This window comes from Streptomyces mirabilis, from assembly GCF_018310535.1.
Taxonomy (GTDB): domain Bacteria; phylum Actinomycetota; class Actinomycetes; order Streptomycetales; family Streptomycetaceae; genus Streptomyces.
This window is the reverse complement of the sequence record NZ_CP074102.1, coordinates 317,741-343,621: the sequence shown is the minus strand read 5'-3', so window position 1 is coordinate 343,621 and position 25,881 is coordinate 317,741. Positions and strand designations below refer to the sequence as shown.

Sequence of the window (25,881 nt, the reverse complement as noted above, 5' to 3'; positions counted from 1 at the left end):
TCGGCCTGCCCACCGACGACCCGGACATGAACGTCACCCACGGCCGCCTCGCCCGCCAAGGCTTCCTCACCCACCCGGACGAGGCCACTACCGGAAACGGACTTGGCTTCCTATGAAACCGAGGAGCGCCCTGCGGCGAGCAATTCTCAAGAGCTGTGGATCAGTAGCCGTTCACCACGCCTCGTGCTTCATGTGGCGCTCGCTTTCGTAAGAACTTCGTAAGGCCGCAAAGCCAGTAAGGGGCCTTCGCGGCCGCCCCGTCCTGTACTTCCCGACCCCGTCGCAGCCGACGGGAAAGCGCGGGCGCAAGCCCAAGCGCGGGACGGAGTTCAAGTTCGAGGATCCTGCCACCCAACCTGCCCCGCCCATCACCACGGTGACCGATACCACCCACTATGGGAAGGTCGTCGCCACCGCCTGGGACCGGCTGCATCCCCTGCTGGTCCGGCGCTCGCCCGGGCCGACTGCCCCGACGGACGTCGGTACGCGAACTGTTGACCTTGGGGCCGGGCCACGCTGATCCACGGCGGTTCGGGTCCGTCGGCCGCATTCGTAGCACTCGGTCCGACACCGGGGCACCACCCCCAACGGCTCGACGGCGGCGGCATCGACCCGGAAGACGCATCGCAGCGGCCGTTGTGGACCTTGGCCCTCCGAGAGTCACAGGCGGCCGTGCCCCGTGGCCCGGAAGCAGCAGTATCCAACTGGCCCGAATCGGCGCGAGATGACGAACAGGTCACAGAAGCCGATCGTCTGGCGGATCTCCGCCACATGGCGCGAGCTCGCCATCCCGAAGATCTTGTGGTCCGAGCCCTTCCTCCGGAACCTTGCAATCCACATCTCTCGGGCGACCGCGCCTTGCTCTGCGGTGCGTTGGCTCAACCTGCAGGAGGTTCCTCAATGAATCGTGTCCATAGACCGGGGAGGCGGCTCAGTACCGTCCTTCTCGCAGTCATGGCCACCAGTGCCGCCATGCTCCCTTCGACGTCTGCGGCGGCCGCCTCCGCCTCTGCTGCCCCTTCTCCGGCTCCGGTCTCGACCGGGCCTTCCGCCTCCATAGCACCCGCCGCCAAGACGCCACTTGGCAAAGGCCTTTCGGCTCAGCAGCCCCGACAGCGCAACGGGAAGGTGCCCGGACAGGTCGTGGTGACCCTGGCCGCGGGCACCGCGGTCACCGGGAAGCCGCTGACCGGCCATCGGTTGTCCACATGGACTCCGCAGACGGACAACGCGACGGTGAACTCCGCCCTTCGTGCGGTCGGCGCCAAGACGATGCGCACCGTCGTCCCGGCACTGTCCCAGACTTCGGGGACTGCGCCCCGCGACAACGCCGCCTCCCAACCGTCCGCAGGCTCCGCTCTCTCGCGCACCTATGTGCTCCAGACGACAGACCGCGACTCCGAGGCGGTGGCGAAGAGGCTGCGCACGACGCGCGGCGTCGCGTACGCGGAGCCGAACCGCTATGTCAATACACTCGACACCCCGAGTCCGCCGCTACCCGCGTCCGTGGTCAAGGCCGCCGCACGGGCGGGGGCAGCGCAGGCTCACGCGACGCCGTCGGGTGCGACAAGGACCAGCCCCGACCCCAGCGGGATTCCGACCAACTACGCACTGGCCGATTCCGCTCAGGCGCTGCTCAACGCCGGAGGGGTCAACGCGACGGGCGCCTTCGCGACGCTCAAGGGCAGGTTCGGACAGGAACCGGGGGCCGGCGAGATCATCACCAACGTCTCCATCGGAGACCTGGTGGACCAGTCGATGCTGGACGGCAGCAACGCCGTCGCTGTCAGAAGCGGGGCCACCACCATCCTGAAGGATGGCCAGCGCTATCTCGACCTGCCGTCGATGCCGCTCATCCCGACCTATGTGTCCGATGGGCAGGGCGGCCTCAGCGGCTCCGCCGCGGTTCAGGGTGAGGACCCCGGGCTGGGCGAGGCTTTGATGGACTTCAGCGTCATGAGCCCGCTGCCGCACGACCAGCAGCGGCCTGGCCGAGAAGGGAGCGGCTACACCGATCTGCTCGGCATCGCGCCCGGGGCCAAGTACCGTCTCGTGGTCCCGCAGACCCCGACGACCGACCAGATAGTGTCCGCGCTCATGGCGGCGGCCAACCAGTCGCCCCGCCCCGATGTGATCACCGCCAGCCTCGGCTTCGGCACTGACGCCCTCGGCTTCGCGGGGCGTTACCTGGAGGACGACCCGGTCGTCCGCGCCGTCGTCGAGCACATAGTCAAGCAAGACGGCATCACGGTGGTCATCTCCTCCAACGATGGCACCCGCCTGTTCACCTCGGCGGCGGTGGGCCCGGACGGTGGCAGCACACCCACCGACCTGGCTGCCGACGACGCGGCGGCGACGAGCCTCGACGACGTCCAGATGTCGTCGGTGCCTTCACGGGACCCGGACACCGGCGCCATCGCGGCCGGCGGCACCACCCTGGACGACACGCTCGCCGGCCCGGCGGGCAGCCCCACCGTGGCGGAGACCCGCATCAGCGGCTTCGGCACGTTCTCGTCCGGCTTCGGCAGCCGCGTCAACCTCTCCGCGCCCAGCGACAACATCCCCTCGTTCCTCCACCCCGTCGAGACGAGTTTCGCTCCTGCCGGCGGCCCCTCGGACGTGCAGGTGGTCCTCAACGGCGGCACGTCCGCGTCCGCTCCGGAGATCGCCGCAGCCGCGGCCGTGGTGCTGCAGGCGTCCCGCCTGGCCGGACACCACCTGACGCCCGCCGATGTCCGCGACCTGCTCGAGCGCACCGGGCGACCGGTCTCCAGCCCGCGGCAGATCGACCGGACTGTGCATGTGGGACCGCAGATCGACGTCTCCGCAGCCGCACAGGCAGCCCTCGGTGACAAGCTCAAGGCCAAGCCCGCCCTGGTGCGGCTGTCGGTCGCCCACCGGGTGACCCGTGGCAGCCTCGGCGGCATGTTCACGGAGACGACCGATCCACAGCACATCGACCTCGGCGACGTCGCCTCCGGCGGCAACGGCGAGGGCCTGGTGGGTCCGGTCACCTTCGCCGGCGACGTCACGGGCCTGCCCAGCGGGGCGGTCGCCCAGTACCGGCTCACCGAAGGCTCCACGGTGTGGCGGTCCAACACCCCGGCCATCCGTGTGACCCCGCGTCAGCTGCTCGCCGCGGCCGGTCTCCCGGTCGTGTCCACGAGTGACCGCAGCGTCAAGCTCCGCTACGACGTCCTGATCAAGGGGCACGTGGTGGCGAGCGCCGACCGTACCGTCACCATCGGAGCCAGCGACGGCACCTACATGGAGGCCAAGGCACCGACGGCGCCCGCGGTCGCCCCGCTCGGAAGTCCGGTCACCGTGCACTACGACCTGACCGGCGTCAACCGCCTGTCCAACCCCGCCATCGCCGTGTCCGGCGTCGGCCACTGGAACCCGGACCTCGGGCCGATCTTCTACCCGGCCTGGACGCAGCCGCTGACAGCCACCTCCGGCAGCGTCACCATTCCGGCGAGCGCCTTCCACGGCGGGGCCGGACTCTACGGCATCGGCGTCATCCAGAAATCCGTCAACCTTGCGGACAACGTCTACGCCGAGTTCACTCCTATCCGCATCGGCACCGACACCGCCCGCCCGGCGGCGCCGCTGATCACCGACGCGAGCGGTGCAGCCGGCCACAGCGCCACCGTCAACCGTGCCAACCCGGTCCTCCACCTCGGTTACGACGTCAGCGCCGTCCACGGTGCGGTCGCCGCCGAAGTCGAGTTCTCCGCGCCCGGTCCGGCGAGAGCCGGCCACAACCGGTACAACACGTTTGACAACCCCAACGGGTCCCAGGTGGACAATGACGGCATCAACACGCCGTCCACCCTCCACCAGACGCTGCCCGGAACCTCGGGCACGGCCCGTCTCGACGTCCTGAAGCTGGGGCTGCCGCTGTCCGAGCTGTACAACGTACGCGTGCTCGCCCTGGACAGCGACCACCACGTCATCGGGCAGGCATCGCCGAGCGCGGAGTTGGAGGCCGATGACGGGCTCGTTCCGGACGACGCCCGGGTGGTCGACTTCGCCTTCGCCGGCCAGGACTCGCTGGTCTCCCTGATAGACCGGAACGGTGTGGCCATGGTGAAGCCGTACGACCCGGCGACCGGCACCTACGGGGCCGCCCTGACCGTGGACCGCACCAACCCCTCCGGTGCGACCTACGGTGCGACCTACGCGGTGATCGGGGCGTCGGCCACCACCCACCGGGCCCTCGTGGCGCACCAGGCCAAGCCGAACGGCGACGTCGACCTGCAGGTCTGGGACACGGCGAGCCGGACGATGGTCACCCAGCAGACACTGTCCGCATCCGATTACACCTTCGTGAACGGCCGGCTCGATTCCGCCCGGAACCGCGGCGTCGTTCTGCTCCACCGGACGTCCGACGATGTCTACGTCCTGCTGCCGATCAGTCTGACGACCGGCGCATCCTCCGCGGAGGTTCCGCTCCCGGTCTCCGGCGCGGGAGTCACCGATCCGGGCGCTGCCCGCATCCATTATTCGCAGATGGCCGTCGACCCCAAGGACGGCACGGTCGTCGTGCTGCCCGGGAGTGACCGGCTCTGTTCGGGCAGCGTGTCCGCACCTCGCGTCGACCTCGATTCCGGCACCGCCACTCTGGCTGGGGACACCTCCCGGTGCGCTAAGGGCGTCGCGATCGATGATGCGGGCAACGCCTACAGCGCGTCGAACACGGGATGGAGCACAAAGCAGTTCGCTCCCAGCGTGATCACCAAGATCGACCCCACGGACTCGTCCGATCCGGTCACGGTCCGCCAGGACCTGGGTCTCGAATTCACCCTTGACGGTGGGCGCGACCTCGCCTTCGAGAAGTTCGTCGGGCCCGATGGCGTTCACCTCTACGGGCATCCGACGCTGGTCTTCGACAACGACGCGGTGGGGCAGACGGACGTCGTGGACCTCACGACCGGCAAGCGTGTGGAGACGATCAACGGCGCCTACACGTACTCCGACGGCAGCCCGCTGATGTCCTTCCCGGGGCTCAACGCGCCTATCTTCCAGGACGGACAGTCCATTCAGCTGGACCCCGCCACCCGCACCGGATACACGATCGGCGTGAACCGCCAAGAGATCCAGCAGTTCTCCTACTGAGGATGAACTGACCACCGTCAGGCGACGGGGGCGAGGAACGGTGGCCCGTTCCTCGCCCCCGCTCGTGGGACGGGTCGCCTCGGGCGAGCTGCGCACGCCGGCCACTCAGACGCTGCCCCTCGCCGAGGCCGCCGAGGCCCACCGTCTTCTGGAGACCGGCCAGACCACGGGCAAGCTCGTCCTCAAGCCCAGATCCGCCGGGCCGGCTCTGCCAGCTGCTACCGGCTCCGGCCGTATCGGCGGCGCCGGCCCTCGCTCCTCCGTGAGGCCCAGGTGTCGCGCGCCCGCTGGGGCGCGGGTGGAAGGTTGCCCTGCTGCAGTATTGCCCGGACTGTGGCTGCAGAGACGGCGATCGCTCCCTGGGCAGCAGCCGTGAAAGGGCCGCCAGCAGGACCCGGTCGCCCGTTTCCAGCTTCGGTTGACCGACCTGACGCTGCAGCACTGCGAGTTGGTGCCGCAGCACCAGGAGTTCGACGTCCTTCGTTGCATTGCCCAGCAGGCGCAGGCCCGCCGGCTCCGGCGACCTGCGCGTCAGCAGGTGGATCCAGGACCACCGCATGGACCTCGATCATGACCCGGTCCACACCCGACGCGCAGCGAAAGGCCGCAGATCAGCGATCCGAAACCAGGCTTTCACACTCCCTGCTCGGCGACCGCTGATGCGCACCTTCCGCCAGACTGTGCTGCAGGACCTCGAACCGGGCGCGGTCGCCGTCCATGACCGCTACCAGCCATACGACAGCGCCAAGTTGGGCGAGCTGAATCACCGGCTGTGCTTGGCCCACGTGCTGCGCGATCTCGCCTCGGCCGCCGAGCTCTGTCCCAACCAGACCTGGCCCAACCAGTTGGCCGACGAACTGCGCGAGCTGATCCACCGCGCCAGCCAGGCCCGGATGCGAGGCGAGACCTCGCTGCCCCAGCGGATCAAGGACCTGGGAGTCCGTGCTCTGCGCGCCGCCGCACGGCACTCCGCCAGCCGACGACCCGCACGGTCATCGGCCGTCACAGCACACCCGAATCGACCACCCAGCGCACACGAGCCGAATGTTTACGTTGCGACTTCGGTGGCGCTTGAAGCTTTCACGTGCTTGACGCAGCCTGTGGCCGAGTCCATGAAGCAGGTGCGCAGTTCTTCTGGCTCGGTCGTCAGAAGCTCAGACGCAGCCGCACGGGTCTACTCACGGTACTTACGCCGTACCACGGTGACGGCTCGCTCTCAGCTGGTGGCTGCGCCGTATCGCCGGGGTCGGCGTGATTTCTTGTGTGTCCTGCTACGCGGTGTCCGTCGCCTGTTGCGGGTCGCACGGCGACCGCAGCAGCGTGTGTACGCGGTAAAAGAGGAAGGCTGCCATGGGCAGTTCGACGAAGACGGCCAGCGCGGCGGACGCCCAGACGGCCGATGTGCCCAAATCGAGCGAGACGTCGAACCATGCGTCGCACACCAGTAGGACGGCGGTCGCCACTGCGGGAATCATCGCGGCCTGGTGGCGGCGCTTCGCAAGGACGGTCGTCATTCCCAGGGCGGTGAGCAGCAGGATGTCGAAGCCGACCCAGGTGGTGCGCCACGCGTGGACTCGGTAGTCGGATGGCAGGGTCAGTCCCAGTATCACCGTCCAGGGGGCCAGGCTCAGTGCGGACACCGCGAGCAACTCGAGTGTGTGCCGTCGGCGGCGCTCTTGCGGGTCGTTGCGCCTGGCGCGGCCCACGGTGGCCGCGGGTGTCGGTGTCCGGGCATCCGTGGAGGTGGCTGCCCTTGAGTACTCGATCGCGTGGCTCATCGGCGTCTCGATTCCTCGAGAACACTGCGTGACGACGCGGGGTACCGGTTCGCGATGCGCCCGGTGGCGAACCAGCCGAGACCGGCCAGGAGCACACCGGCCAGGGCGCTGGGAAGGTGTCGGCTCAGCAGCATCGCTGCGGCTGCCGTGTCCAGGCCCACCGCAAGGAGGACGAACCCGGCGCGCTGCCATGCTTCGCGCGGCGCGGTGGCCGCCATCGGACGGTCGGGCCAGCTGCGGAAGATTCCCGGAGTGAGGTGGCTCATCGCGGTTCCCCCTCCTGACCCCCATGACGGTTGTCCATATCAACCTCCAGAACGCCCCCGGATGTGAGCAACAACTGGAGAAAGGTCTGCTGATATTTCCGGGGAGACCACCAAAGAGCCGACATCCCGCGTGACGTGAGGCACACAAGGTGCAGGTCCGGGCGTGGGTCGCGCGCACGAGGCGCACAGGCGACGCGCCGACACGCAGCAGGCGACGCAGCCTGCTGTATCGATACCCGCAGACCACCTGTCCACCGCCGCGAAGCAGGGGAAGAACCTGCTCGACGCGGTGGTCACCCGGCTCTTCGACGGTCGAGGCGCCCGGATACCCACCCCGTTCCGACCTCCAGATCAGTCACATGGACGGATGCCTCGCCAGAACCGGGCTGTCCCGCACGCCGACGACAAGCCGAGTTGCCGTACGGGCTATGACCGGGATCACAGCGCCGCTCGGACAGGCCGGGAATGCATGCGCCGTCATGTTGTTTGGAATGCATGCGAAGTCATGTATCAGCGAGGAGTGCGCCATGCAGTTCGGCATCTTCGGTGTCGGAGACGTCTCGGCCGACCCCACGACGGGTTACACCCAGAGCGAGGCGGAGCGGATCAGCAACATGATCAAGGTCGCCCGGCGGGCCGACGAGGTCGGCCTCGACGTCTTCGCGCTGGGTGAGCATCACAACCCACCCTTCGTGCCGTCCTCGCCGCCGGCGCTGCTCGCTCACATCGCGGCGCTGACGGAGCGGATCATCCTCAGCACATCCGTGACCCTGATCACGACCAATGACCCGGTGAAGCTCGCCGAGGACTATGCGATGGTGCAGCATCTCGCCAAGGGGCGGCTGGACCTGATGCTCGGACGCGGGAACACCGTCCCGGTCTACTCGTGGTTCGGCAAGGACATCCGCCAGGGCGTCGCGCTCTCCCTGGAGAACTACAACCTGCTCCACCGGTTGTGGCGCGAGGACGTGGTCGACTGGGAAGGCCAGTTCCGCACCCCGCTGCAGGGCTTCACTTCCACCCCGCGTCCGCTGGACGACGTCCCGCCGTTCGTGTGGCACGGCTCGATCCGTACCCCTGAGACCGCGGAGCAGGCGGCGTACTACGGCAACGGGTTCTTCGCCAACCACATCCTGGCCCCGAACTTCCACTTCAAACCGCTCGTCGACCTCTACCGGCGGCGGTTCGAGCACTACGGACACGGAACCGCCGAGCAGGCCATCGTCGGGCTGGGCGGCCAGGCGTTCATCGCCAAGCGTTCCCAGGACGCGGTCAACACCTACCGGCCCTACTTCGAGAACTTCCCGATGTTCCGCGGCTCGAAGCTGGAGGACTACATGGCCGGCACGCCGCTGACGGTGGGCAGCCCGCAAGAGGTCATCGAGAAGGTGCTCACCTTCCAAGAGGGATTCGGTGACTACCAGCGCCAGCTCTTCAACATCGACGCGCTCGGCCTCCCGCTCGACATGGCGCTGGAACAGGTCGAGCTGCTGGGCACCGAGGTGGTCCCGGTACTGCGCAAGGAGATGGAGGCGCGCCGCAAGCCCGGCGTCCCGGACGCACCGACGCACGCTTCGCTGGTCAAGGCCAAGTACGGTGACGCCGAACCGCGCCAGCTGCGGCCGAACCCCAACCGGGGCGACAACCTCTCGGGTACCTCGCCCTACCAGGACAGTGACCCGAACACGGCGGCTCGCCTCCCGGTGGGGCCGTGATGGAGGCAACCAGGGGCTTGACCAGGTTGGCGAACGAGGCCTGGGAAGCGATGTTCAGGGCGCAGGCGACCCTCGCGCGTGAGTTCGAGTTCTGCGGCGACTGGGGCGACTTCCCGCCCCGGGAGTACGGCGTGCTCTATGCCCTTTCCGACGCCGAGGACGGTTTGCGCATCACCGATCTCATCGACGACGTCCTGCTGACTCAGGCGGGGGTCTCCCGGCTGGTGGCGCGGCTGGAGAAGCGCGGCCTTGTCGAGCGTCTCGCGGATCCCGACGACGGCCGTGCCTGCCGCATCGTCCTGACCAGTGAGGGACGCGATGTTCAGCGGCGCCTCGGTCGCGCACACGCGCGACACGTCGCGACAGCGATGACCCGCGCGCTCACCCCGTCACAACTGACAACGCTGCGCGAGCTCGGGAAGGCGCTTACCGCCGCAGCCCCGCCGACAACCTCGCAGCACTCGAAGCCGGACCCAGGGAACATCGCATGAACAACCCGCCCGTCGTCCCCCGACAAGGCCTCATCCTCACGGTCGTCAATGCCGGGGTGAGTGATCCGTCCTCGACCCGGCTGCTGGCCGACCGGATCGCCCAGAAGAGCATCGACGCCCTCCGTGACATCGGCATTGCCGCGACCGTGCGCTCGATCGATCTGGGACCTATCGGCGTCGAGATCGCACGGTCGATCGTCTCGGGGCTGCTCGACCCGAAGGTGCGGGACGCCATCGCACAGCTCGCCGAGTCGGACGCGATCATCGCCGCGGCCCCGGTCTACAAGGCAGGGATCAGCGGCCTGTTCAAGTCGTTCGCCGACCTGATCGACAACGACCTGCTCATAGCCAAACCGGTCGTCCTCGCCGCCACCGGCGGCTCGGCCAGGCACAGCATGGTCGTCGACGAACACCTCCGGCCGCTGTTCGCGTTCCTACGGGCGATCCCGATGCCGACCTCCCTGTACGCCGCACCGGAGGACTGGGGCTCGACCGACCTCGGCAAGCGCATCGCCCGCGCGGCCGGCGAACTCGCCGCCGTCCTGCGCAGCGGCGTCGGCCGCGACATCGCCGACGGCAACTGGGCGGGCTACCAGCACGCGTTCGGCGGCAACGCCACCCGCGCCGAACGCAGCATCGAGGACGTCGACTTCGACACCGATCTCATGCGCCTGGCCACCGGCAGAACCGCGCGCCCCCAGGCCGGTGACCGGGCCGATGTACGCTGACGTATCCACCCCGGCACGGGAACCAGCGGGGCCCGAGCGAGCCGGTGGGCACGCGACGGTGGTGGTCATAGGCGGAGGGCAGTCGGGGCTCTCGGCTGCCTACCACCTGAAGCGGCGCGGTTTCACCAGCGCCCTGACCGGCACGGACGGCCCGGACGGCGACCGGACCTTCGTGGTGCTCGATGCCGAACCGGCAGCCGGTGGGGCCTGGCGGCACCGGTGGGAGTCGCTACGGATGGCGACCGTGAACGGCATCTTCGACCTACCCGAATTCCCGCAACCGCCCGTCGACCCCGACGAGCCCAGTCGTACAGCGGTGCCGCGCTACTTCGCTGCCTTCGAGCACGCGACCGATCTGCCGATCCTGCGGCCGGTGACCGTCACCGCCGTACGGCGTGTGGACGCCCGGCCCGAAGGGGAGCTGGTGGTCGACTCCAGCGCAGGGAGATGGACCGCCCGGGCCATCATCAACGCCACCGGGACCTGGACCAACCCCGTCCGTCCCCGCTACCCGGGGCAGGAGCGTTTCACCGGCATCCAGCTGCACACCCACGACTACGTCTCGGCCGACCAGCTCGCAGGGCTGCGGGTCGCCGTCGTCGGCGGTGGCATCTCGGCACTCCAGCAGCTGGAGGAGATCTCACGGGCGGCCACCACGTTCTGGTACACGCGTCGCGAACCCGTCTTCCGTGACGGTGAGTTCGAGGCCGAGGTCGCCGGCCGTGAGATCGTCGCCAAGGTCGCCGCCGATGTCGAAGCAGGCAGGCCCACCGGCAGCGTCGTCTCCTACACCCACCTGGCCTGGACTCCGTACGCGTTGGCGGCGAAGGAACGCGGGGCACTGCAGCGTCACCCCATGTTCACCGCCATCGAACCCAACGGCGTCCGCGAGGCGGACGGTTCCTTCACCCCGGTGGACGCGATCGTGTGGGCCACAGGGTTCAAGGCCGCCCTGGCGCACCTGGAACCTCTGGGGCTGCGCAACGAGTTCGGTGGGATCACGATGCGGGGCACCCAAGTGGCCGGCGAACCGCGCGTGCACTTGGTCGGCTTCGGACCGTTTCAGTCCACCGTCGGTTCCAACCGTTCCGGCCGTCAGGCGGTCAACAGCCTGTTGCGGCAGTGGAACGCTGCTTCGAACGGTACGTCGAGCGGCTCAGGTTTCGCGACACGTGCATACGCCGGGGGTGGCGCCGCGGCTGGTGAGTGACGGTTCCCGCAACAGGCTGCGGGACTCGTAGTGCCTCAAAATGGCTTCACCGGGTTTGACCTGCGGCGTTACGTCTTGATCAGCTTGCTCGATGGTACTTGTTGATCAGGCCGGTGACGGCATGTCGGCGTTCGATCCGGGCGGCGGGGAGGGGGATGACGTTGGGGTCGTCGAGGGGTGCGAGTTGTTCTCGGCCTTGGTGGGGCCGGTGCCGGTTGAAGTGGGTGGCGTACTCGTGGAGGATCTTCTCGGCGTGGCCGCGGTCGTAGATCAGGAGCCGGTCGGTGCACTCCTCCCGCGCGGAGCGCACGAAGCGTTCCGCGTGGGGGTTGCAGTTCGGGCTGCGCGGCGGGATCTTGGTCACGGCGATGTCCTCGCTGGCGAAGACGGCGTCGAACGCGCTGGTGAACTTGGTGTCGCGGTCGCGGATAAGGTGGGTGAACTCGTCAGCACGGTCGCCGAGTTGCCACAGGAGTTGACGGGCTTGCTGGGTGGCCCAGGCGGCGGTGGGGTGGGCGGTGACGCCGAGGATGTGCACGGTGCGGGTGCGGACCTCCATGACGAACAAGGCGTACAGGCGCTGCAGGCCGATGGTGTCCACGTGGAAGAAGTCCGTTGCGAGCAGGCCGCTGGCCTGGGCTTTGAGGAACGCCGCCCATTCGTCACGGATCGACTGGCGCCGCGGGGCGGGTCCCAGGCAGGCCTGGCGCAGGATGCGGCGGACGCTGGCCGCGCTGATCCTGTGGCCGAGGCGGCGTAGTTCGCCGTGGATGCGGCGGGTGCCCCAGCGGGGGTTCTGGACGCCGAGCCGGATGATCAGGTTGTACAGTTCCTCGGTTATCGGTGGACGTCCCGGCGATGCTGGCTGTGTCCACTTCTCCTTGGCCAGCCGCTGGTGCCAGGCTAGTAGGGTGCGCGGAGAGACGATCCGGTGGCCGCGCGGGATCCGCGGCAGCAGTCGGGCCAGGGCTGCGAACACGGCGCGGTCCGGCCAGGTCGGCTTCGGGGCATTGATCTGGCGACGCAGCACTGCGACCTCGTGCCGGAGAATCAGTATCTCGGCGTTCTTGGCTGCGGAGGACCGGCACAGCAGAACCTGCCAGGCGAAGATCCTGGTGGCGAGTAGGTAGATCATCCGTACGAGCACAGGCCCCGATGATGCCGGACGGTCGTCCGGTCGGACGCATCGGGCGAGGTCGGCGACTGTGAAGGGGTTTTAAAGCAGTACGGGTCACTTGCGGGTCGAAGTCCAGCAGCGTCAGCCACTTCGACTCCAGCACGCTCTCGTAGTCGACGAAGTCACCCCACTTCGCCACCAAGTACTGGCCCGGCATGTGCCCTTGGTCCCTGTGGCTGGGGATGGCCCGCGCCATCCTGCCGTTCTCGAACGGCACGTCAGCGGCTTCCTCCAGCCGCACCAGATACTCGTCCCCCTCAGAATCGACGTACCGTACCCGCACTAGGTCGATGTCTCGAACGGATGGCTCCGGTGCTTCCGTATCACTGCTCACCGCGAACACCTCCTCCTCACGCACTCCTTGCCGAACGTCCCACCGGCACCTGCGCCGCCACTGCCTCCGCGAAAACCTCCGGCACCGAGAGCCGTGCCAACGGCCGGGCCGTCAAGCAGCCTTCCTCAACCGCCGTCCGCACCAACGGCGCCAACCGCCGAGTCAACTTCCGCATGTCAGCCGCAGCCAGAAGAGGGGTCACCACCGTGAGAAACGCTGCCGCAGCTCCGGCCGAAGCGGGACCCCAACCAAACTGGTTCCGGTACACGTCGCGCTCGATGCGTTCATCCAGAAGGGCGCGACCGCACCAGTCAGGCACGTTCGGTAGACGTTTTAGGATCTGGGGCAGTCCGAGCCGCAACAAGATCACACATGCTCGGAACGCCGCGAACCACTCTCCTGCCGACACGTTCACGCCTCCCAGCGAGGGGCAGGCCCGGCTGTACGCGGTGTCCAGCCATCGCCGCTGCGCGGCGACCGTCCGCTTGTCCGCCTGGCCCACGCGAATCGCGGGCAGCCACTGCGAGCACGGTTTCCCGTGAACGGAATTCGCGCAGCACGTCGGCGACCTGACCCACTGTGCCGGCATGACCCGAGGCCGGTCCCCACCCCATCTCAGTACCCAACCGCACGCTGGACACCGATCCAGCAGCGTCACCCGATGCTTGGGGCACACCGCCGCACACGACAGCTTCCACCACAGTTGCCACACCCCACCCGATGCCAGCAGACAGCACGGACAGGCCCGGCTGCCGTACACCTCCACCCACTCCCGGGTTGCCGACGGCCAGTGTGCCTTGTCCGCGGAGAGCACCGCCGCCACGCTCAGCGGCCCACCCTCGAAAACCGACAGGTGCATCCTGTCCACCGTGCCGCCAGGGACACCCGTCGCTGCGTACACGGTTTGCCGGACCGCCTCATCACATTGCACTCCGAACACAGGGGGCCGGGCCTTCGCATACACCCCCCGAAGGCGCAGCCCCAGCAGGTCGGCGACCTCAGCCGACGGACATCGGTTCGCGCGAGCCATCCGATCCACCCACGACGCGAACGCCTCATCCGCCCGCGGAGCTGTGACCAGCGCTAATCGCCGTGGCAGCATGTGCCCACCTCCTGAGAGTGACCTGCGTCACTAACATTTTGAGGTATTCACTCTCATTTGCGCTCTCATGTTGAGGTATTCACTCTCATTTTGAGGTGCCGCGCTCGGCCGTGGACTGTTCCCGGCTGTGCTTCCCGAGCAGAGAAGCATGTGACATAGTACTGGCGTGAGCGAGCGGCTGACCTGTGATGTCGTGATCGTCGGAGCCGGAATGGTCGGCGCGGCCTGCGCGCTGTACACCGCGCGGGCGGGTCTCGACGTCGCTCTGGTGGACCGCGGCCCGGTGGCCGGCGGGACCACCGGCGCGGGTGAGGGCAATCTACTCGTCTCCGACAAGGAACCCGGGCCTGAACTCGACCTCGCCCTGCTGTCGGGACGCCTGTGGGCCGACCTCGCGGAGGAACTGGGCGAGGCCGTCGAGTACGAGGCCAAAGGGGGCGTCGTCGTGGCCGCCACGCCCGAGGGGCTCGCCGCGCTGGAGACCTTCGCGGCGGGACAACGAGCCGCCGGGGTCGAGGCGGTGCCGGTCGCCGCCGACCAACTCCACACCCTGGAGCCCCACTTGGCACCCGGCCTCACGGGCGCCGTGCACTACCCCCAGGACAGCCAGGTGATGCCGGCACTCGCCGCGGCGCACCTGGTACGGGCCTCGGGGGCGCGGCTCCTGACAGGGCGGACCGTGACCGAGGTGCTGCGCACGGCGGACGGGTCGGTGCGCGGCGTGCGGACCGACCGTGGTGACCTCCACGCCCCGGTGGTCGTCAACGCCGCCGGAACCTGGGGCGCCGACGTGGCCGCCCTCGCGGGCGTCTTCCTGCCCGTTCTGCCCCGACGCGGCTTCGTGCTGGTGACCGAACCACTGCCGCGCCGGGTGCGGCACAAGGTGTACGCCGCGGACTACGTCGCCGACGTGGCCAGCGACTCGGCCGCGCTGGGGACCTCACCCGTCGTGGAGGGCACCGCGGCGGGGCCGATCCTGATCGGCGCGAGTCGTGAACGGGTCGGCTTCGACCGGTCGTTCTCACTGCCGGCCGTACGGGCGCTGGCGGCCGGGGCGACCCGGCTGTTTCCGTTCCTGGCCGACGTACGGGCTCTGCGGACGTACCTGGGTTTCCGCCCGTACATGCCCGACCATCTGCCCGCGATCGGCCCCGATCCACGGGTGCCCGGGCTCTTCCATGCCTGTGGGCACGAGGGCGCGGGAATCGGCCTCGCCACCGGCACCGGGCGGCTGATCGCGCAGGTCGTCGCGGGCAGGACACCCGACCTGGACCTCACGCCGTTCCGGCCCGACCGCTTCCCGAAGGAGACCGGGTGAATCCCCTGGAGCTGGTCGGGGCCGAGCCGGGCCCCGGGTTCACCGTCACCCTGGACGGCCGCGAGATCGCCGCGCTGCCCGGGCAGACCGTCGCCGCAGCACTGTGGGCGGCGGGCGTCACTTCCTGGCGCGCCACCCGCGGCGCGGGCCGCCCGCGCGGCGTCTTCTGCGGCATCGGCGTCTGCTTCGACTGCCTGGTGACCGTCAATGACCGTCCCAACCAGCGGGCCTGCCTGGTGCCGGTCCGAGCGGGCGACACGATCCGTATGCAGGAGGGGACAGGCCATGGCGACTGAGCGACCGCACCTCGCGGTGATCGGCGCGGGGCCGGCCGGGCTGGCCGCGTCCCTGGCCGCCGCGGCGCACGGTGTCCGTGTCACGCTGATCGACTCGGCGGCCGGAGCGGGCGGCCAGTTCTACCGGCGGCCCCCGGCGGGGCTCGGGGCCCGGCGCCCGGAGGCGCTGCACCATCAGTGGCGGACCTGGCGGCGCCTTGAGGACGCACTGGCCGCGCGGGTCGAGGCGGGCACGATCAGGCATCTGGCGGACCATCACGTGTGGTGCGTCGTACCCGCCGTACCCGTCGGCTTTGTCGTGCACGCGCTGCTCGGACCCCTCCAGGAGGAGCCCGTCACCGTCCGCGCCGACGCCGTGCTTCTCGCCACCGGCGGGTACGAGAAGGTGTTGCCGTTCCCGGGCTGGACCCTTCCCGGAGTCGTCACCGCCGGTGGTGCGCAGGCCATGCTGAAGGGCGGGCTCGTCGTCCCCGGGCAGAGGGTGGTCGTGGCGGGGACCGGGCCCCTGCTGCTGCCCGTGGCGACCGGGCTCGCCGCGGCGGGGGTCGAGGTCGCCGCCCTCGTCGAGTCCGCCGATCCGAAGGCGTTCCTGCGGCGGCCCGTGGCACTGGCCGCACAGCCCGGGAAGCTCGCCGAGGGGGTGCGGTACGGCGCCCAACTCCTGCGACACCATGTCAAGTTGCTTCCACGCCACACCGTCGTCGCGGCACACGGCGAGGAGCGGCTCGACGCCGTGACCGTCGCCGCGCTCGACACGCACGGACGGGTCAGGCCCGGCACCGAACGGCGCGTCCCGTGCGACACGCTCGCCGTCGGCCACGGCATGCTGGCGCACATCGACCTCGCCGAGTCGCTCGGCTGCCGTATCGACGGCCTGAACGTCGCGGTGGACGAGGAGCAGCGCACCGACGTCCCCGGCGTATGGGCCGCGGGCGAGACCACCGGCATCGGTGGCGCGGCGCTGTCGCTCGCCGAGGGACACATCGCGGGACGCTCTGCCGCGGCCCGGCTGACGGGGACGCGGCTCGACCCCCGCGCATGGGCGCGCGCCGCCAGGTCCCGCAGGAGAGCGCGGGAGTTCTTCGCCGCGCTCGACACCGTCCACGTCCCGCCCGCGCACTGGACGGAGCAGGTCACCGACGACACCGTCGTCTGCCGCTGCGAGGAGGTCACCGCCGGTGCGGTCAGGAACGCCGTCGACGAGCTCGGCGCGGGCGACGTACGGACCGTGAAGCTGCTCACCCGAGCGGGGATGGGCTGGTGCCAGGGCCGGATGTGCGAGCCCGCCGTCGCCGGTCTCGCCGGATGCGAACAGACGCCCGCTCGGCGGTTGCTGGCACGCCCGGTACCGCTCGGGGTGCTGGCGAGGGCCGGGGACCCCGACGACGACTGACCGCCTTCGTACCGCCCCGCCCACCGCGACTGAACGTCAGTAAAATGTCACACACCATGGAGAGGGAACCGCTCATGACCGCCACCGAGAACCGTCCCTGGCGCGGCGTCCTCGTCGCCACCGCGCTCCCGCTGAACGACGACCTCTCCGTCGACTACGACCGCTACGCGCAGCACTGCGCCTGGCTCGTCGAGAACGGCTGCGACGGGGTCGTACCGAACGGCTCGCTCGGCGAGTACCAGGTGCTCACGCCCGAGGAGCGCGCGAAGGTCGTCGAGACGGCGGTGTCGGCGATCGGCGGCTCCCGCGTGATGCCCGGCGTCGCCGCCTACGGCTCCGCGGAGGCCCGACGCTGGGCCGAGCAGGCCCGCGACGCCGGCTGCCGGTCCGTGATGCTGCTGCCGCCGAACGCCTACCGCGCCGACGAGCGTTCCGTCCTCGCCCACTACGAGGCGGTCGCCGAGGCGGGCGTCCCGGTCGTCGCGTACAACAACCCCATCGACACCAAGGTCGATCTGGTGCCCGAACTGCTCGCGAAGCTGCACGCGGAGGGGTACATCCACGGCGTCAAGGAGTTCTCCGGCGATGTCCGCCGCGCCTACCGGATCGCCGAACTCGCTCCCGAACTCGACCTGTTGATCGGCGCCGACGACGTCCTGCTGGAGCTCGCCGTCGCGGGCGCCAAGGGCTGGGTGGCCGGCTACCCGAACGCGCTGCCCGCCGCGAGCGTCGAGCTGTACCACGCCGCCGTCGAGGGCGACCTCGACACGGCACGGCTGCTCTACCGCCAATTGCACCCACTGCTGCGCTGGGACTCCCAGGTCGAGTTCGTCCAGGCCATCAAGCTGTCCATGGACATCGTGGGCCGGCACGGCGGGCGGGTGCGTCCACCGCGCGTCCCGCTGCGGCCCGAGCAGGAGGCCGCGGTCCGCGCCGCCACCGAGAAGGCCCTCGCCGCCGGTCTCGCCTGAGCGCCGCTCCTTGAGCGAGTCAAGTTCCCCGCGAAAAGCAGGAGTTACGGAGATCCCATGCGCAGCAAACTCGTCCTGCACGCCGTCGACTCGCACACCGAGGGCATGCCCACCCGGGTGATCACCGGCGGCATCGGGACCATCCCCGGCGCGACCATGAACGAGCGGCGGCTGTATTTCCGCGAGCACCGCGACGACATCAAGCAGCTCCTGATGAACGAGCCGCGCGGCCACTCCGCGATGAGTGGCGCCATCCTCCAGCCGCCCACCCGCCCGGACTGCGACTACGGAGTCCTCTACATCGAGGTGTCGGGCTATCTCCCGATGTGCGGGCACGGCACCATCGGCGTGGCGACGGTCCTGGTGGAGACCGGCATGGTCGAGGTCGTCGAGCCGGTCACCACGATCCGGCTCGACACCCCGGCGGGCCTCGTCGTCGCCGAGGTCGCGGTCGAGGACGGCGCCGCCCGCGCGGTCACGCTCAAGAACGTGCCGTCCTTCTCGGCGGGCCTCGACCGCAAGGCCACCCTGCCCGACGGCCGGACGGTGACGTACGACCTCGCATACGGCGGCAACTTCTACGCCATCCTGCCGCTGGAGCAGTTCGGTCTGCCCTTCGACCGGTCGCGAAAGGAGGAGATCCTCGCCGCCGGACTGTCGCTGATGGAGGTCGTCAACGCCAAGGACGAGCCGGTCCACCCCGAGGACCCGTCCATCCGCGGCTGCCACCACGTCCACCTGTACGCGCCCGGCGCCACCGCCCGCCACTCGCGCCACGCCATGGCGATCCACCCCGGCTGGTTCGACCGCTCGCCCTGCGGTACGGGCACCAGCGCGCGCATGGCGCAACTGCACGCCCGGGGCGAACTCCCCCTGCACACGGACTTCGTGAACGAGTCCTTCATCGGGACGCAGTTCACGGGACGACTGCTCGGCACGACCGAGGTCGCCGGAATCCCCGCCGTACTGCCCAGTTTCACCGGTCGCGCCTGGATCACCGGCACCGCCCAGTACCTCCTGGACCCGACCGACCCGTTCCCGGCTGGTTTCGTGCTCTAGAGATACTGATGTCACGTGACATTGCACAAACCCACCATGCCGTACGAGGAGTCGACCCATGCCCGCCACGCGCAGCAGCGCACCCTCCGCCGCTCCCGCCGCCCTGCCCGTCCTCGGCGGCAAGAAGAGCAGCTACCGCGAGCGCGTCGCCGACGCCCTGCGGGCCGCGCTGATCGCGGGCGAACTACGGGCCGGCGAGGTGTACTCCGCGCCGACGCTCGCCGCCCGCTTCGGCGTCTCGGCGACACCGGTGCGTGAGGCCATGCTCGACCTCGCCAAGGAGGGCCTCGTCGACACGGTGCCCAACAAGGGCTTCCGGGTCACCGCGGTCTCCGAGAAGCAGCTCGACGAGTACACCCACATCCGCTCGCTGATCGAGATCCCCACCACCGTGCAGCTGGCCACCACCGCGGACCCGGTCTCCCTGGAGGCGCTGCGTCCCGCCGCCCGGGAGATCGTGACCGCGGCGGCGGCCGGTGACCTCATCGCCTACGTCGAGGCGGACATCCGCTTCCACCTCGGTCTGCTCGCCCTCGCGGGCAACGCCCACCTGGTCGAGGTCGTCGGCGACCTCCGCAAGCGCTCGCGCCTGTACGGCCTCAACGCCCTGGCCGAGGCGGGCCGCCTCCAGGACTCCGCCGAGGAGCACCTCGAAATCCTCGACGCCCTGGTGGACCGCGACCCCGAGTCCGTACGCAGGGTCATGACCCGGCACCTGGGTCATGTCCGTGGCCTGTGGGCGGCCCACTAGGTTCGACTGGGCCGAGTGAGTGTTACGCAAGACGCTTGCATTTCTTGCGCTATTCTTGCGCGCATGACGCGACGACTTGCTCAGGTGGCGAAAAAGGTCGGGGTCAGCGAGGCCACGGTCAGCCGGGTGCTCAACGGGAAGCCCGGCGTCTCCGACTCCACCCGGCAGGCGGTGCTCTCGGCGCTGGACGTGCTCGGCTACGAGCGGCCCACCCAACTGCGCGGTGAACGCGCGCGGCTCGTGGGGCTCGTCCTGCCCGAGCTGCAGAACCCGATCTTCCCGGCGTTCGCCGAAGTGATCGGCGGGGCGCTCGCCCAGCTCGGGCTGACGCCGGTGCTCTGCACCCAGACGAAGGGCGGCGTCTCCGAGGCGGACTACGTGGACCTGCTGCTCCAACAGCAGGTATCCGGTGTGGTGTTCGCGGGCGGACTGTACGCGCAGGCCGACGCCCCGCACGAGCACTACCGGCAGCTCGCGGACCGCAACATCCCGGTGGTGCTGGTGAACGCGGCCATCGAGCACCTGGGCTTCCCGGGCGTCTCCTGCGACGATGCCGTGGCGGTCGAGCAGGCCTGGCGCCACCTCGTCTCGCTCGGTCACGAGCGCATCGGTCTGGTCCTCGGGCCCGCCGACCACATGCCCTCGGCGCGGAAGCTGGCGGCGGCCCGCGCACTCGCCCCCGAGCTGCCCGACGCACACATCGCACGGGCCATGTTCTCGATCGAGGGTGGCCACGCGGCGGCCGCCCGGCTCATCGACCGCGGAGTCACCGGCTTCATCTGCGCCAGCGACCCGCTCGCCCTCGGTGTCGTACGCGCCGCCCGTCGCAAGGGACTCGGCGTGCCCTCGCAGGTGTCCGTCGTCGGCTACGACGACTCCGCGCTGATGAACTGCACCGAGCCGCCCCTGACCACCGTCCGCCAGCCCATCGAGTCGATGGGCCGGGCGGCCGTCGAGCTGCTGAACGCCCAGATCGGCGGGAGCAGCGTCACCCCCGAAGAGCTCCTGTTCGAACCGGAGTTGGTGGTCAGGGGGTCCACCGCGCAAGCGCCCCGCCACTGAGACCCACTCAGCTGTCAAATAATTCCAGATTCTGCGCGACATCTTGCGGACCCTTGTCGGCGGTGCTTGAGTGTGCGGCGCCAGCACACGGCGGTGCGCCAGATCAAGGTGGCGCGCCCCCGTGGGCCTTCCTCGCTCCTGCCCAAAGGGGTCCACCGATGAGAAGTACCGGGTTCCGCCGTACCTTCGTCGTGCTCACGGCGTCCGCCCTCGCGCTCACCGCCACCGCCTGCGGTGGCAGCGACGACGGCTCCGCGGGTGGCAAGACCCGCATCACGGTCAACTGCATGCCTCCGAAGAGCGCCAAGGTCGACCGCTCGTTCTTCGAGGCCGACATCAAGGCGTTCGAGAAGCAGAACCCGGACATCGACGTCGTCGCCCACGACGCGTTCCCCTGCCAGGACCCCAAGACGTTCGACGCCAAGCTCGCCGGCGGCCAGATGGAGGACGTCTTCTACACGTACTTCACCGATTCCAAGCACGTCGTCGACATCAACCAGGCCGCCGACATCACGTCATACGTCAAGGACCTCAAGAGCTACGGCACCATTCAGCAGCAACTGCGCGACATCTACACCGTCGACGGCAAGATCTACGGAGTGCCGCGCACCGGCTACTCGATGGGACTCATCTACAACCGCAAGCTTTTCCAGAAGGCCGGTCTCGACCCGGACAAGCCCCCGGCGACCTGGGAAGAAGTGCGCGCGGACGCCAAGAAGATAGCGGCGCTCGGCGGCGGCACCGTCGGCTACGCCGACTACAGCGCCCAGAACCAGGGCGGCTGGCACTTCACCGCCGAGATGTACTCGCAGGGCGGCGACGTCGTGGCGCCGGACGGCAAGAAGGCCAGCGTCGACACCCCGGAGGGCAAGGCCGTCCTGCAGAACCTGCACGACATGCGCTGGACCGACAACTCCATGGGCAGCAAGCAGCTCCTCGTCATCAACGACGTCCAGCAGCTGATGGGCTCCGGCAAGCTCGGCATGTACCTCTCCGCGCCCGACAACATCCCGATCCTCGTCAAGGAGAAGGGCGGCAACTACAAGGACCTCGCCCTCGCGCCCATGCCCGGCGGCAAGGGCACGCTCATCGGCGGCGACGGCTACATGTTCAACAAGAAGGACAGCCCCGAGCAGATCAAGGCCGGCCTGAAGTGGCTCGACCACATGTTCCTCACCCCCGGCAAGGGCTTCCTCGGCGACTACGCCCGCGCCAAGCAGAACAACGCCCCCGTCGGCCTCCCCGAGCCCCGCCTCTTCACCGGCGCCGCCGACGCGAAGGACCAGCAGGTCAAGAAGGCCAACGCCAATGTGCCCGTGGAGAACTACCAGGCCTTCCTGGACGGCAACCAGAGCCTGCAGATGAAGATCGAGCCGCCCCAGGCCCAGCAGATCTACTCGGTCCTCGACGGAGCCGTCTCCGCGGTCCTCACCAAGAAGGACGCGAACATCGACCAGCTCCTGGGGGACGCCTCCGGGAAGATCGACTCCATCCTGGCCCGGGGCTGACCACGCGTATGAAGACCGCATCGAAGCCCGCGGTGCTTCCTCCGGCCGCCGTCGGCGCGCCGGAGGTACCGCGGTCGGCCGGGCGCCGGGCAGGGGGCCCGTGGCGCCGGCGCCTGGCCGACCAGTCCCGCGCGTACGCCTTCCTCGTCGGCGGCCTGCTCTGCTTCGCGCTGTTCTCCTGGTACCCCGCGATCCGCGCGGTCGTGATCGCCTTCCAGAAGTACACGCCGGGCTCACCGCCCCAGTGGGTCGGCACCGCCAACTTCACCCGCGTCCTGCACGACCCGGAGTTCACCGCGGCCTGGCGCAACACGTTCACCTTCACGCTCCTCGCCCTGCTCATCGGGTTCGCCGTCCCGTTCGTGATGGCCCTGGTCCTCAACGAACTCCGGCACGCGAAGGCCTTCTTCAGGGTCGTGGTGTACCTGCCGGTGATGATCCCGCCGGTGGTCAGCGCCCTGCTGTGGAAGTGGTTCTACGATCCGGGAGCGGGCCTCGCCAACGAGGCGCTGCGCTTCCTGCACCTGCCCACCTCGAACTGGTCCAACGGCGCCGACACCGCGCTCGTCTCCCTGGTCATCGTGGCCACCTGGGCCAACATGGGCGGCACGGTCCTGATCTATCTGGCCGCGCTCCAGGGCATCCCGGGGGAGCTGTACGAGGCGGCGGAACTGGACGGCGCGAACATCCTCCAGCGCATCCGGCACGTGACGATCCCGCAGACCCGTTTCATCGTCCTCATGTTGATGCTGCTTCAGATCATCGCCACGATGCAGGTCTTCACCGAGCCGTTCGTCATCACCGGCGGCGGCCCCGAGAACGCCACGGTCACCGTCCTCTACCTCATCTACAAGTACGCGTTCCTCTACAACGACTTCGGCGGCGCGTGCGCGCTGAGCGTCATGCTCCTCGTGCTGCTCGGCCTCTTCTCCGCGGTCTATCTGCGGCTGACCCGCTCGTCGGGGGAGGAGTACTCATGAGCAGCGGCACCCGCACCCTGGTCTCCCCGCTCACCCTCGCCCGCCCCCGTGGCAAGGCCCTCTACTGGACCGTCTTCACGGCCGTCGTCCTGCTCTTCGCGCTCGCCTTCCTCTTCCCGGTCTACTGGATGGTCACCGGCGCGATGAAGTCCCCGGACGAGGTGACGCGGACCCCGCCGACCCTCGTGCCCAAGGCGTGGCATCTCAGCGGCTACACCGACGCCTGGGACCTGATGGACCTGCCCACCCACCTGTGGAACACGGTGGTGCAGGCCGCCGGCGCCTGGCTGCTCCAGCTCGTGTTCTGCACGGCCGCCGCGTACGCCCTCTCCAAGCTGAAGCCGGCGTTCGGCAAGGTGATCCTCGGCGGCATCCTCGCCACCCTGATGGTCCCGGCGCAGGCGCTGGTCGTGCCGAAGTACCTGACCGTCGCCGACCTCCCGCTGATCCACACCAGCCTGCTCAACGACCCGCTCGGCATCTGGCTGCCCGCCGTGGCCAACGCCTTCAACCTCTATCTCCTCAAGCGCTTCTTCGACCAGATCCCGCGCGATGTCCTGGAGGCCGCCGAGATCGACGGTGCCGGACGGCTGCGCACCCTCTGGTCCATCGTGCTGCCCATGTCCCGCCCCGTCCTGGGCGTCGTGTCGATCTTCGCCCTGGTCGCCGTCTGGCAGGACTTCCTCTGGCCGTTGATGGTCTTCTCCGACACCGACAAGCAGCCGATCAGCGTGGCCCTCGTCCAGCTGTCGCAGAACATCCAGCTGACCGTGCTCATCGCCGCGATGGTGATCGCCAGCATCCCCATGGTCCTGATGTTCCTGGTGTTCCAGCGACACATCATCGCCGGGATCAGCGCGGGCAGCACGAAGGGCTGACGCCGACCCCCGCAACAGAAAGGCAGGCACCGTGGGACAGCCCACCCATGCCCAGAACTGGTGGCGCTCCGCCGTCATCTACCAGGTGTACGTCCGCAGCTTCGCGGACGGCGACGGCGACGGCACCGGCGACCTCGCGGGCGTCCGCGCCAAACTTCCCTACCTCGCCGAACTCGGCGTGAACGCCCTGTGGTTCAACCCCTGGTACCTGTCCCCGATGAAGGACGGCGGCTACGACGTCGCCGACTACCGCGTCATCGACCCGGCCTTCGGGACGCTCGCCGAGGCGGAGAAACTCATCGCCGAGGCGAAGGAGCTGGGCATCCGCACGCTCGTCGACATCGTGCCCAACCACGTCTCCGACCAACACCTTTGGTTCCAGGCCGCCTTGGCCGGGGGACCCGAACGCGAGCTCTTCCACTTCCGTCCCGGACGCGGCGAACACGGTGAACTCCCGCCCAACGACTGGCCGTCCCAGTTCGCCGGCTCCGCCGAACCCGTCTGGACCCGGCTGCCCGACGGCACCTGGTACCTCCACCTGTTCACCCCCGAGCAGCCCGACCTCAACTGGGCGCACCCCGCCGTCCGCCAGGAACACGAGGAGATCCTGCGGTTCTGGTTCGAGCGCGGCGTGGCGGGCGTCCGCATCGACTCGGCCGCCCTGCTCGCCAAGGACCCGGACCTCCCCGACTTCGTCGAGGGCCGCGACCCGCATCCGTACGTCGACCGCGACGAGCTCCACGACATCTACCGCTCCTGGCGCACGGTCGCCGACGCCTACGACGGCATCTTCGTCGGCGAGGTCTGGCTCCCCGACACCGAGCGCTTCGCCCGCTATCTGCGCCCCGACGAGTTGCACACCGCCTTCAACTTCTCCTTCCTGTCGTGCCCCTGGGACGCGGGACGCCTGCGGACGTCCATCGACGAGACCCTCGCCGAACACGCCCCGGTCGGCGCGCCCGCCACCTGGGTGCTGTGCAACCACGACGTGACCCGCACGGTCACCCGCTACGGCCGCGCCGACACCGGCTTCGACTTCGCCACCAAGGCCTTCGGCACCCCGGCCGACCTCGCTCTCGGCACCCGCCGGGCCCGCGCCGGGGCCCTGCTCTCCCTCGCCCTGCCCGGCGCCGTCTACCTCTACCAGGGCGAGGAGCTGGGCCTGCCGGAGGCCGAGATACCGCGTGACCGCATCCAGGACCCCATGCACTTCCGCTCCGGCGGCACCGACCCGGGCCGGGACGGCTGCCGGGTCCCGCTCCCGTGGACGGCCGACGCGCCGTACGCGGGCTTCGGCGGCGAGCCCTGGCTGCCGCAGCCGAACGGCTGGTCCGCGTACGCCGCCGACCTCCAGGCCGCCGACCCCGGCTCGATGCTCTCCCTCTACCGCGCGGCCCTGAGGACCAGGCCGGAGTTCGGCGACGGCCCGCTCACCTGGCTGCCCGCGCCCGAGGGGGTACTCGCCTTCGCCCGGCCCGGACAGGAGGGGCGGCTGCTGTGCGTCGTGAACCTCGCCGACGCCCCCGCCGACCTTCCCGCCCACTCCCGACTCCTGCTCGGCAGCGGTCCCCTGGACCCACAGGGGCGACTGCCGAAGGACACGGCGGTCTGGCTGCGCGGCTGAGACCGCGTCGACGGCGTCGACCGCATACCGCTATCCCCGTACCCCCACCACGAAGGGATCAGCACATGCACAACAGCTCCAGTTCTGTCAGGCGCATGCCAACCTTCGTCACCGTCGCCGCG

21 protein-coding genes and 1 pseudogene are annotated in these 25,881 nt (G+C 69.4%); 18 read left to right on the top strand and 4 right to left on the bottom strand.

Translation table 11 applies throughout. From position 1 onward, the window contains the following. Window positions 1-1,143: 1,143 nt before the first annotated feature. From SMIR_RS01540 to SMIR_RS44770, 3 genes and pseudogenes are all read left to right on the top strand, one after another. Window positions 1,144-5,118: a S8 family serine peptidase gene (locus tag SMIR_RS01540; RefSeq protein WP_168498028.1), complete on the top strand. Its 3,975-nt coding sequence runs from the start codon at window positions 1,144-1,146 to the stop codon at window positions 5,116-5,118. 40 nt (window positions 5,119-5,158) lie between these two features. Beyond that, window positions 5,159-5,494, top strand: a complete 336-nt coding sequence (locus SMIR_RS44775; RefSeq protein ID WP_422664385.1) for a zinc-binding dehydrogenase — start codon at window positions 5,159-5,161, stop codon at window positions 5,492-5,494. A gap of 181 nt (window positions 5,495-5,675) precedes the next feature. Beyond that, a pseudogene (locus SMIR_RS44770) lies at window positions 5,676-6,035 on the top strand (IS66 family transposase); the annotation flags it as partial. Window positions 6,036-6,389: 354 nt separating this feature from the next. On the opposite strand, the gene SMIR_RS01530 reads toward SMIR_RS44770, so the two are convergent. After that, window positions 6,390-6,896, bottom strand: a complete 507-nt coding sequence (locus SMIR_RS01530; RefSeq protein ID WP_248003273.1) for a hypothetical protein — start codon at window positions 6,894-6,896, stop codon at window positions 6,390-6,392. Further along, window positions 6,893-7,162, bottom strand: coding sequence for a hypothetical protein (locus tag SMIR_RS01525; protein WP_168498030.1), 270 nt, complete (start codon window positions 7,160-7,162; stop codon window positions 6,893-6,895). The genes SMIR_RS01530 and SMIR_RS01525 overlap by 4 nt, the downstream gene beginning before the upstream one ends. A 527-nt stretch (window positions 7,163-7,689) precedes the next feature. Here SMIR_RS01525 and SMIR_RS01520 point away from each other — a divergent pair. The 4 genes from SMIR_RS01520 to SMIR_RS01505 are packed head-to-tail and all read left to right on the top strand — an operon-like array spanning window position 7,690 to window position 11,306. Then, window positions 7,690-8,877: a CE1758 family FMN-dependent luciferase-like monooxygenase gene (locus tag SMIR_RS01520; protein WP_168498032.1), complete on the top strand. Its 1,188-nt coding sequence runs from the start codon at window positions 7,690-7,692 to the stop codon at window positions 8,875-8,877. A gap of 26 nt (window positions 8,878-8,903) precedes the next feature. After that, on the top strand, window positions 8,904-9,368 hold the full coding sequence (locus SMIR_RS01515; protein ID WP_249938314.1) for a MarR family winged helix-turn-helix transcriptional regulator: 465 nt from the start codon (window positions 8,904-8,906) through the stop codon (window positions 9,366-9,368). Continuing rightward, window positions 9,365-10,096, top strand: coding sequence for a CE1759 family FMN reductase (locus SMIR_RS01510; protein ID WP_212726340.1), 732 nt, complete (start codon window positions 9,365-9,367; stop codon window positions 10,094-10,096). Before SMIR_RS01515 ends, SMIR_RS01510 begins: the two co-directional genes overlap by 4 nt. Beyond that, the gene (locus SMIR_RS01505) at window positions 10,086-11,306 is read left to right on the top strand and encodes an NAD(P)-binding domain-containing protein (RefSeq protein WP_212726339.1); all 1,221 of its coding nucleotides are present in this window, start codon (window positions 10,086-10,088) and stop codon (window positions 11,304-11,306) included. The genes SMIR_RS01510 and SMIR_RS01505 overlap by 11 nt, the downstream gene beginning before the upstream one ends. A 79-nt stretch (window positions 11,307-11,385) precedes the next feature. Here SMIR_RS01505 and SMIR_RS01500 read toward each other — a convergent pair whose 3' ends face one another. Continuing rightward, the gene (locus SMIR_RS01500) at window positions 11,386-12,441 is read right to left on the bottom strand and encodes an integrase core domain-containing protein (protein ID WP_212726338.1); all 1,056 of its coding nucleotides are present in this window, start codon (window positions 12,439-12,441) and stop codon (window positions 11,386-11,388) included. A gap of 392 nt (window positions 12,442-12,833) precedes the next feature. Further along, window positions 12,834-13,919 carry a TniQ family protein gene (locus SMIR_RS44765; protein WP_168498039.1) on the bottom strand — a complete coding sequence of 362 codons (1,086 nt, stop codon included), beginning with the start codon at window positions 13,917-13,919 and terminating at the stop codon, window positions 12,834-12,836. A gap of 166 nt (window positions 13,920-14,085) precedes the next feature. On the opposite strand from SMIR_RS44765, the gene SMIR_RS01490 reads away from it, so the two are divergent. The 11 genes from SMIR_RS01490 to SMIR_RS01440 all read left to right on the top strand — a co-directional run bounded on the left by SMIR_RS01490 (window position 14,086) and on the right by SMIR_RS01440 (window position 25,759). Beyond that, a complete protein-coding gene (locus SMIR_RS01490; RefSeq protein WP_168498041.1) occupies window positions 14,086-15,237 on the top strand; it encodes an NAD(P)/FAD-dependent oxidoreductase in 1,152 nt (383 codons plus the stop codon). Continuing rightward, a complete protein-coding gene (locus SMIR_RS01485) occupies window positions 15,234-15,533 on the top strand; it encodes a (2Fe-2S)-binding protein (RefSeq protein ID WP_168498043.1) in 300 nt (99 codons plus the stop codon). The genes SMIR_RS01490 and SMIR_RS01485 overlap by 4 nt, the downstream gene beginning before the upstream one ends. Beyond that, entirely contained in the window at window positions 15,523-16,926 is a 1,404-nt protein-coding gene (locus tag SMIR_RS01480; RefSeq protein WP_212726337.1) for an NAD(P)/FAD-dependent oxidoreductase, read from the top strand. The genes SMIR_RS01485 and SMIR_RS01480 overlap by 11 nt, the downstream gene beginning before the upstream one ends. 74 nt (window positions 16,927-17,000) lie before the next feature. Continuing rightward, entirely contained in the window at window positions 17,001-17,897 is an 897-nt protein-coding gene (locus tag SMIR_RS01475; protein ID WP_212726336.1) for a dihydrodipicolinate synthase family protein, read from the top strand. Between the two features lie 57 nt (window positions 17,898-17,954). Then, window positions 17,955-18,956 carry a proline racemase family protein gene (locus SMIR_RS01470; RefSeq protein ID WP_168498047.1) on the top strand — a complete coding sequence of 334 codons (1,002 nt, stop codon included), beginning with the start codon at window positions 17,955-17,957 and terminating at the stop codon, window positions 18,954-18,956. A 58-nt stretch (window positions 18,957-19,014) separates the two neighbouring features. Beyond that, the gene (locus tag SMIR_RS01465) at window positions 19,015-19,707 is read left to right on the top strand and encodes a GntR family transcriptional regulator (RefSeq protein ID WP_168498049.1); all 693 of its coding nucleotides are present in this window, start codon (window positions 19,015-19,017) and stop codon (window positions 19,705-19,707) included. Window positions 19,708-19,770: 63 nt separating this feature from the next. After that, window positions 19,771-20,769: a LacI family DNA-binding transcriptional regulator gene (locus SMIR_RS01460; protein WP_211118876.1), complete on the top strand. Its 999-nt coding sequence runs from the start codon at window positions 19,771-19,773 to the stop codon at window positions 20,767-20,769. A gap of 158 nt (window positions 20,770-20,927) precedes the next feature. Further along, window positions 20,928-22,277 (top strand): ABC transporter substrate-binding protein, encoded by a 1,350-nt coding sequence (locus SMIR_RS01455; RefSeq protein WP_212726335.1) that lies wholly within the window; start codon window positions 20,928-20,930, stop codon window positions 22,275-22,277. Between the two features lie 8 nt (window positions 22,278-22,285). Beyond that, window positions 22,286-23,257 carry a carbohydrate ABC transporter permease gene (locus SMIR_RS01450; protein ID WP_168498053.1) on the top strand — a complete coding sequence of 324 codons (972 nt, stop codon included), beginning with the start codon at window positions 22,286-22,288 and terminating at the stop codon, window positions 23,255-23,257. Next, window positions 23,254-24,135 carry a carbohydrate ABC transporter permease gene (locus SMIR_RS01445; protein WP_067361564.1) on the top strand — a complete coding sequence of 294 codons (882 nt, stop codon included), beginning with the start codon at window positions 23,254-23,256 and terminating at the stop codon, window positions 24,133-24,135. The genes SMIR_RS01450 and SMIR_RS01445 overlap by 4 nt, the downstream gene beginning before the upstream one ends. Window positions 24,136-24,166: 31 nt before the next feature. After that, on the top strand, window positions 24,167-25,759 hold the full coding sequence (locus tag SMIR_RS01440; protein WP_212726334.1) for a glycoside hydrolase family 13 protein: 1,593 nt from the start codon (window positions 24,167-24,169) through the stop codon (window positions 25,757-25,759). The last annotated feature ends 122 nt before the right edge of the window (window positions 25,760-25,881 follow it).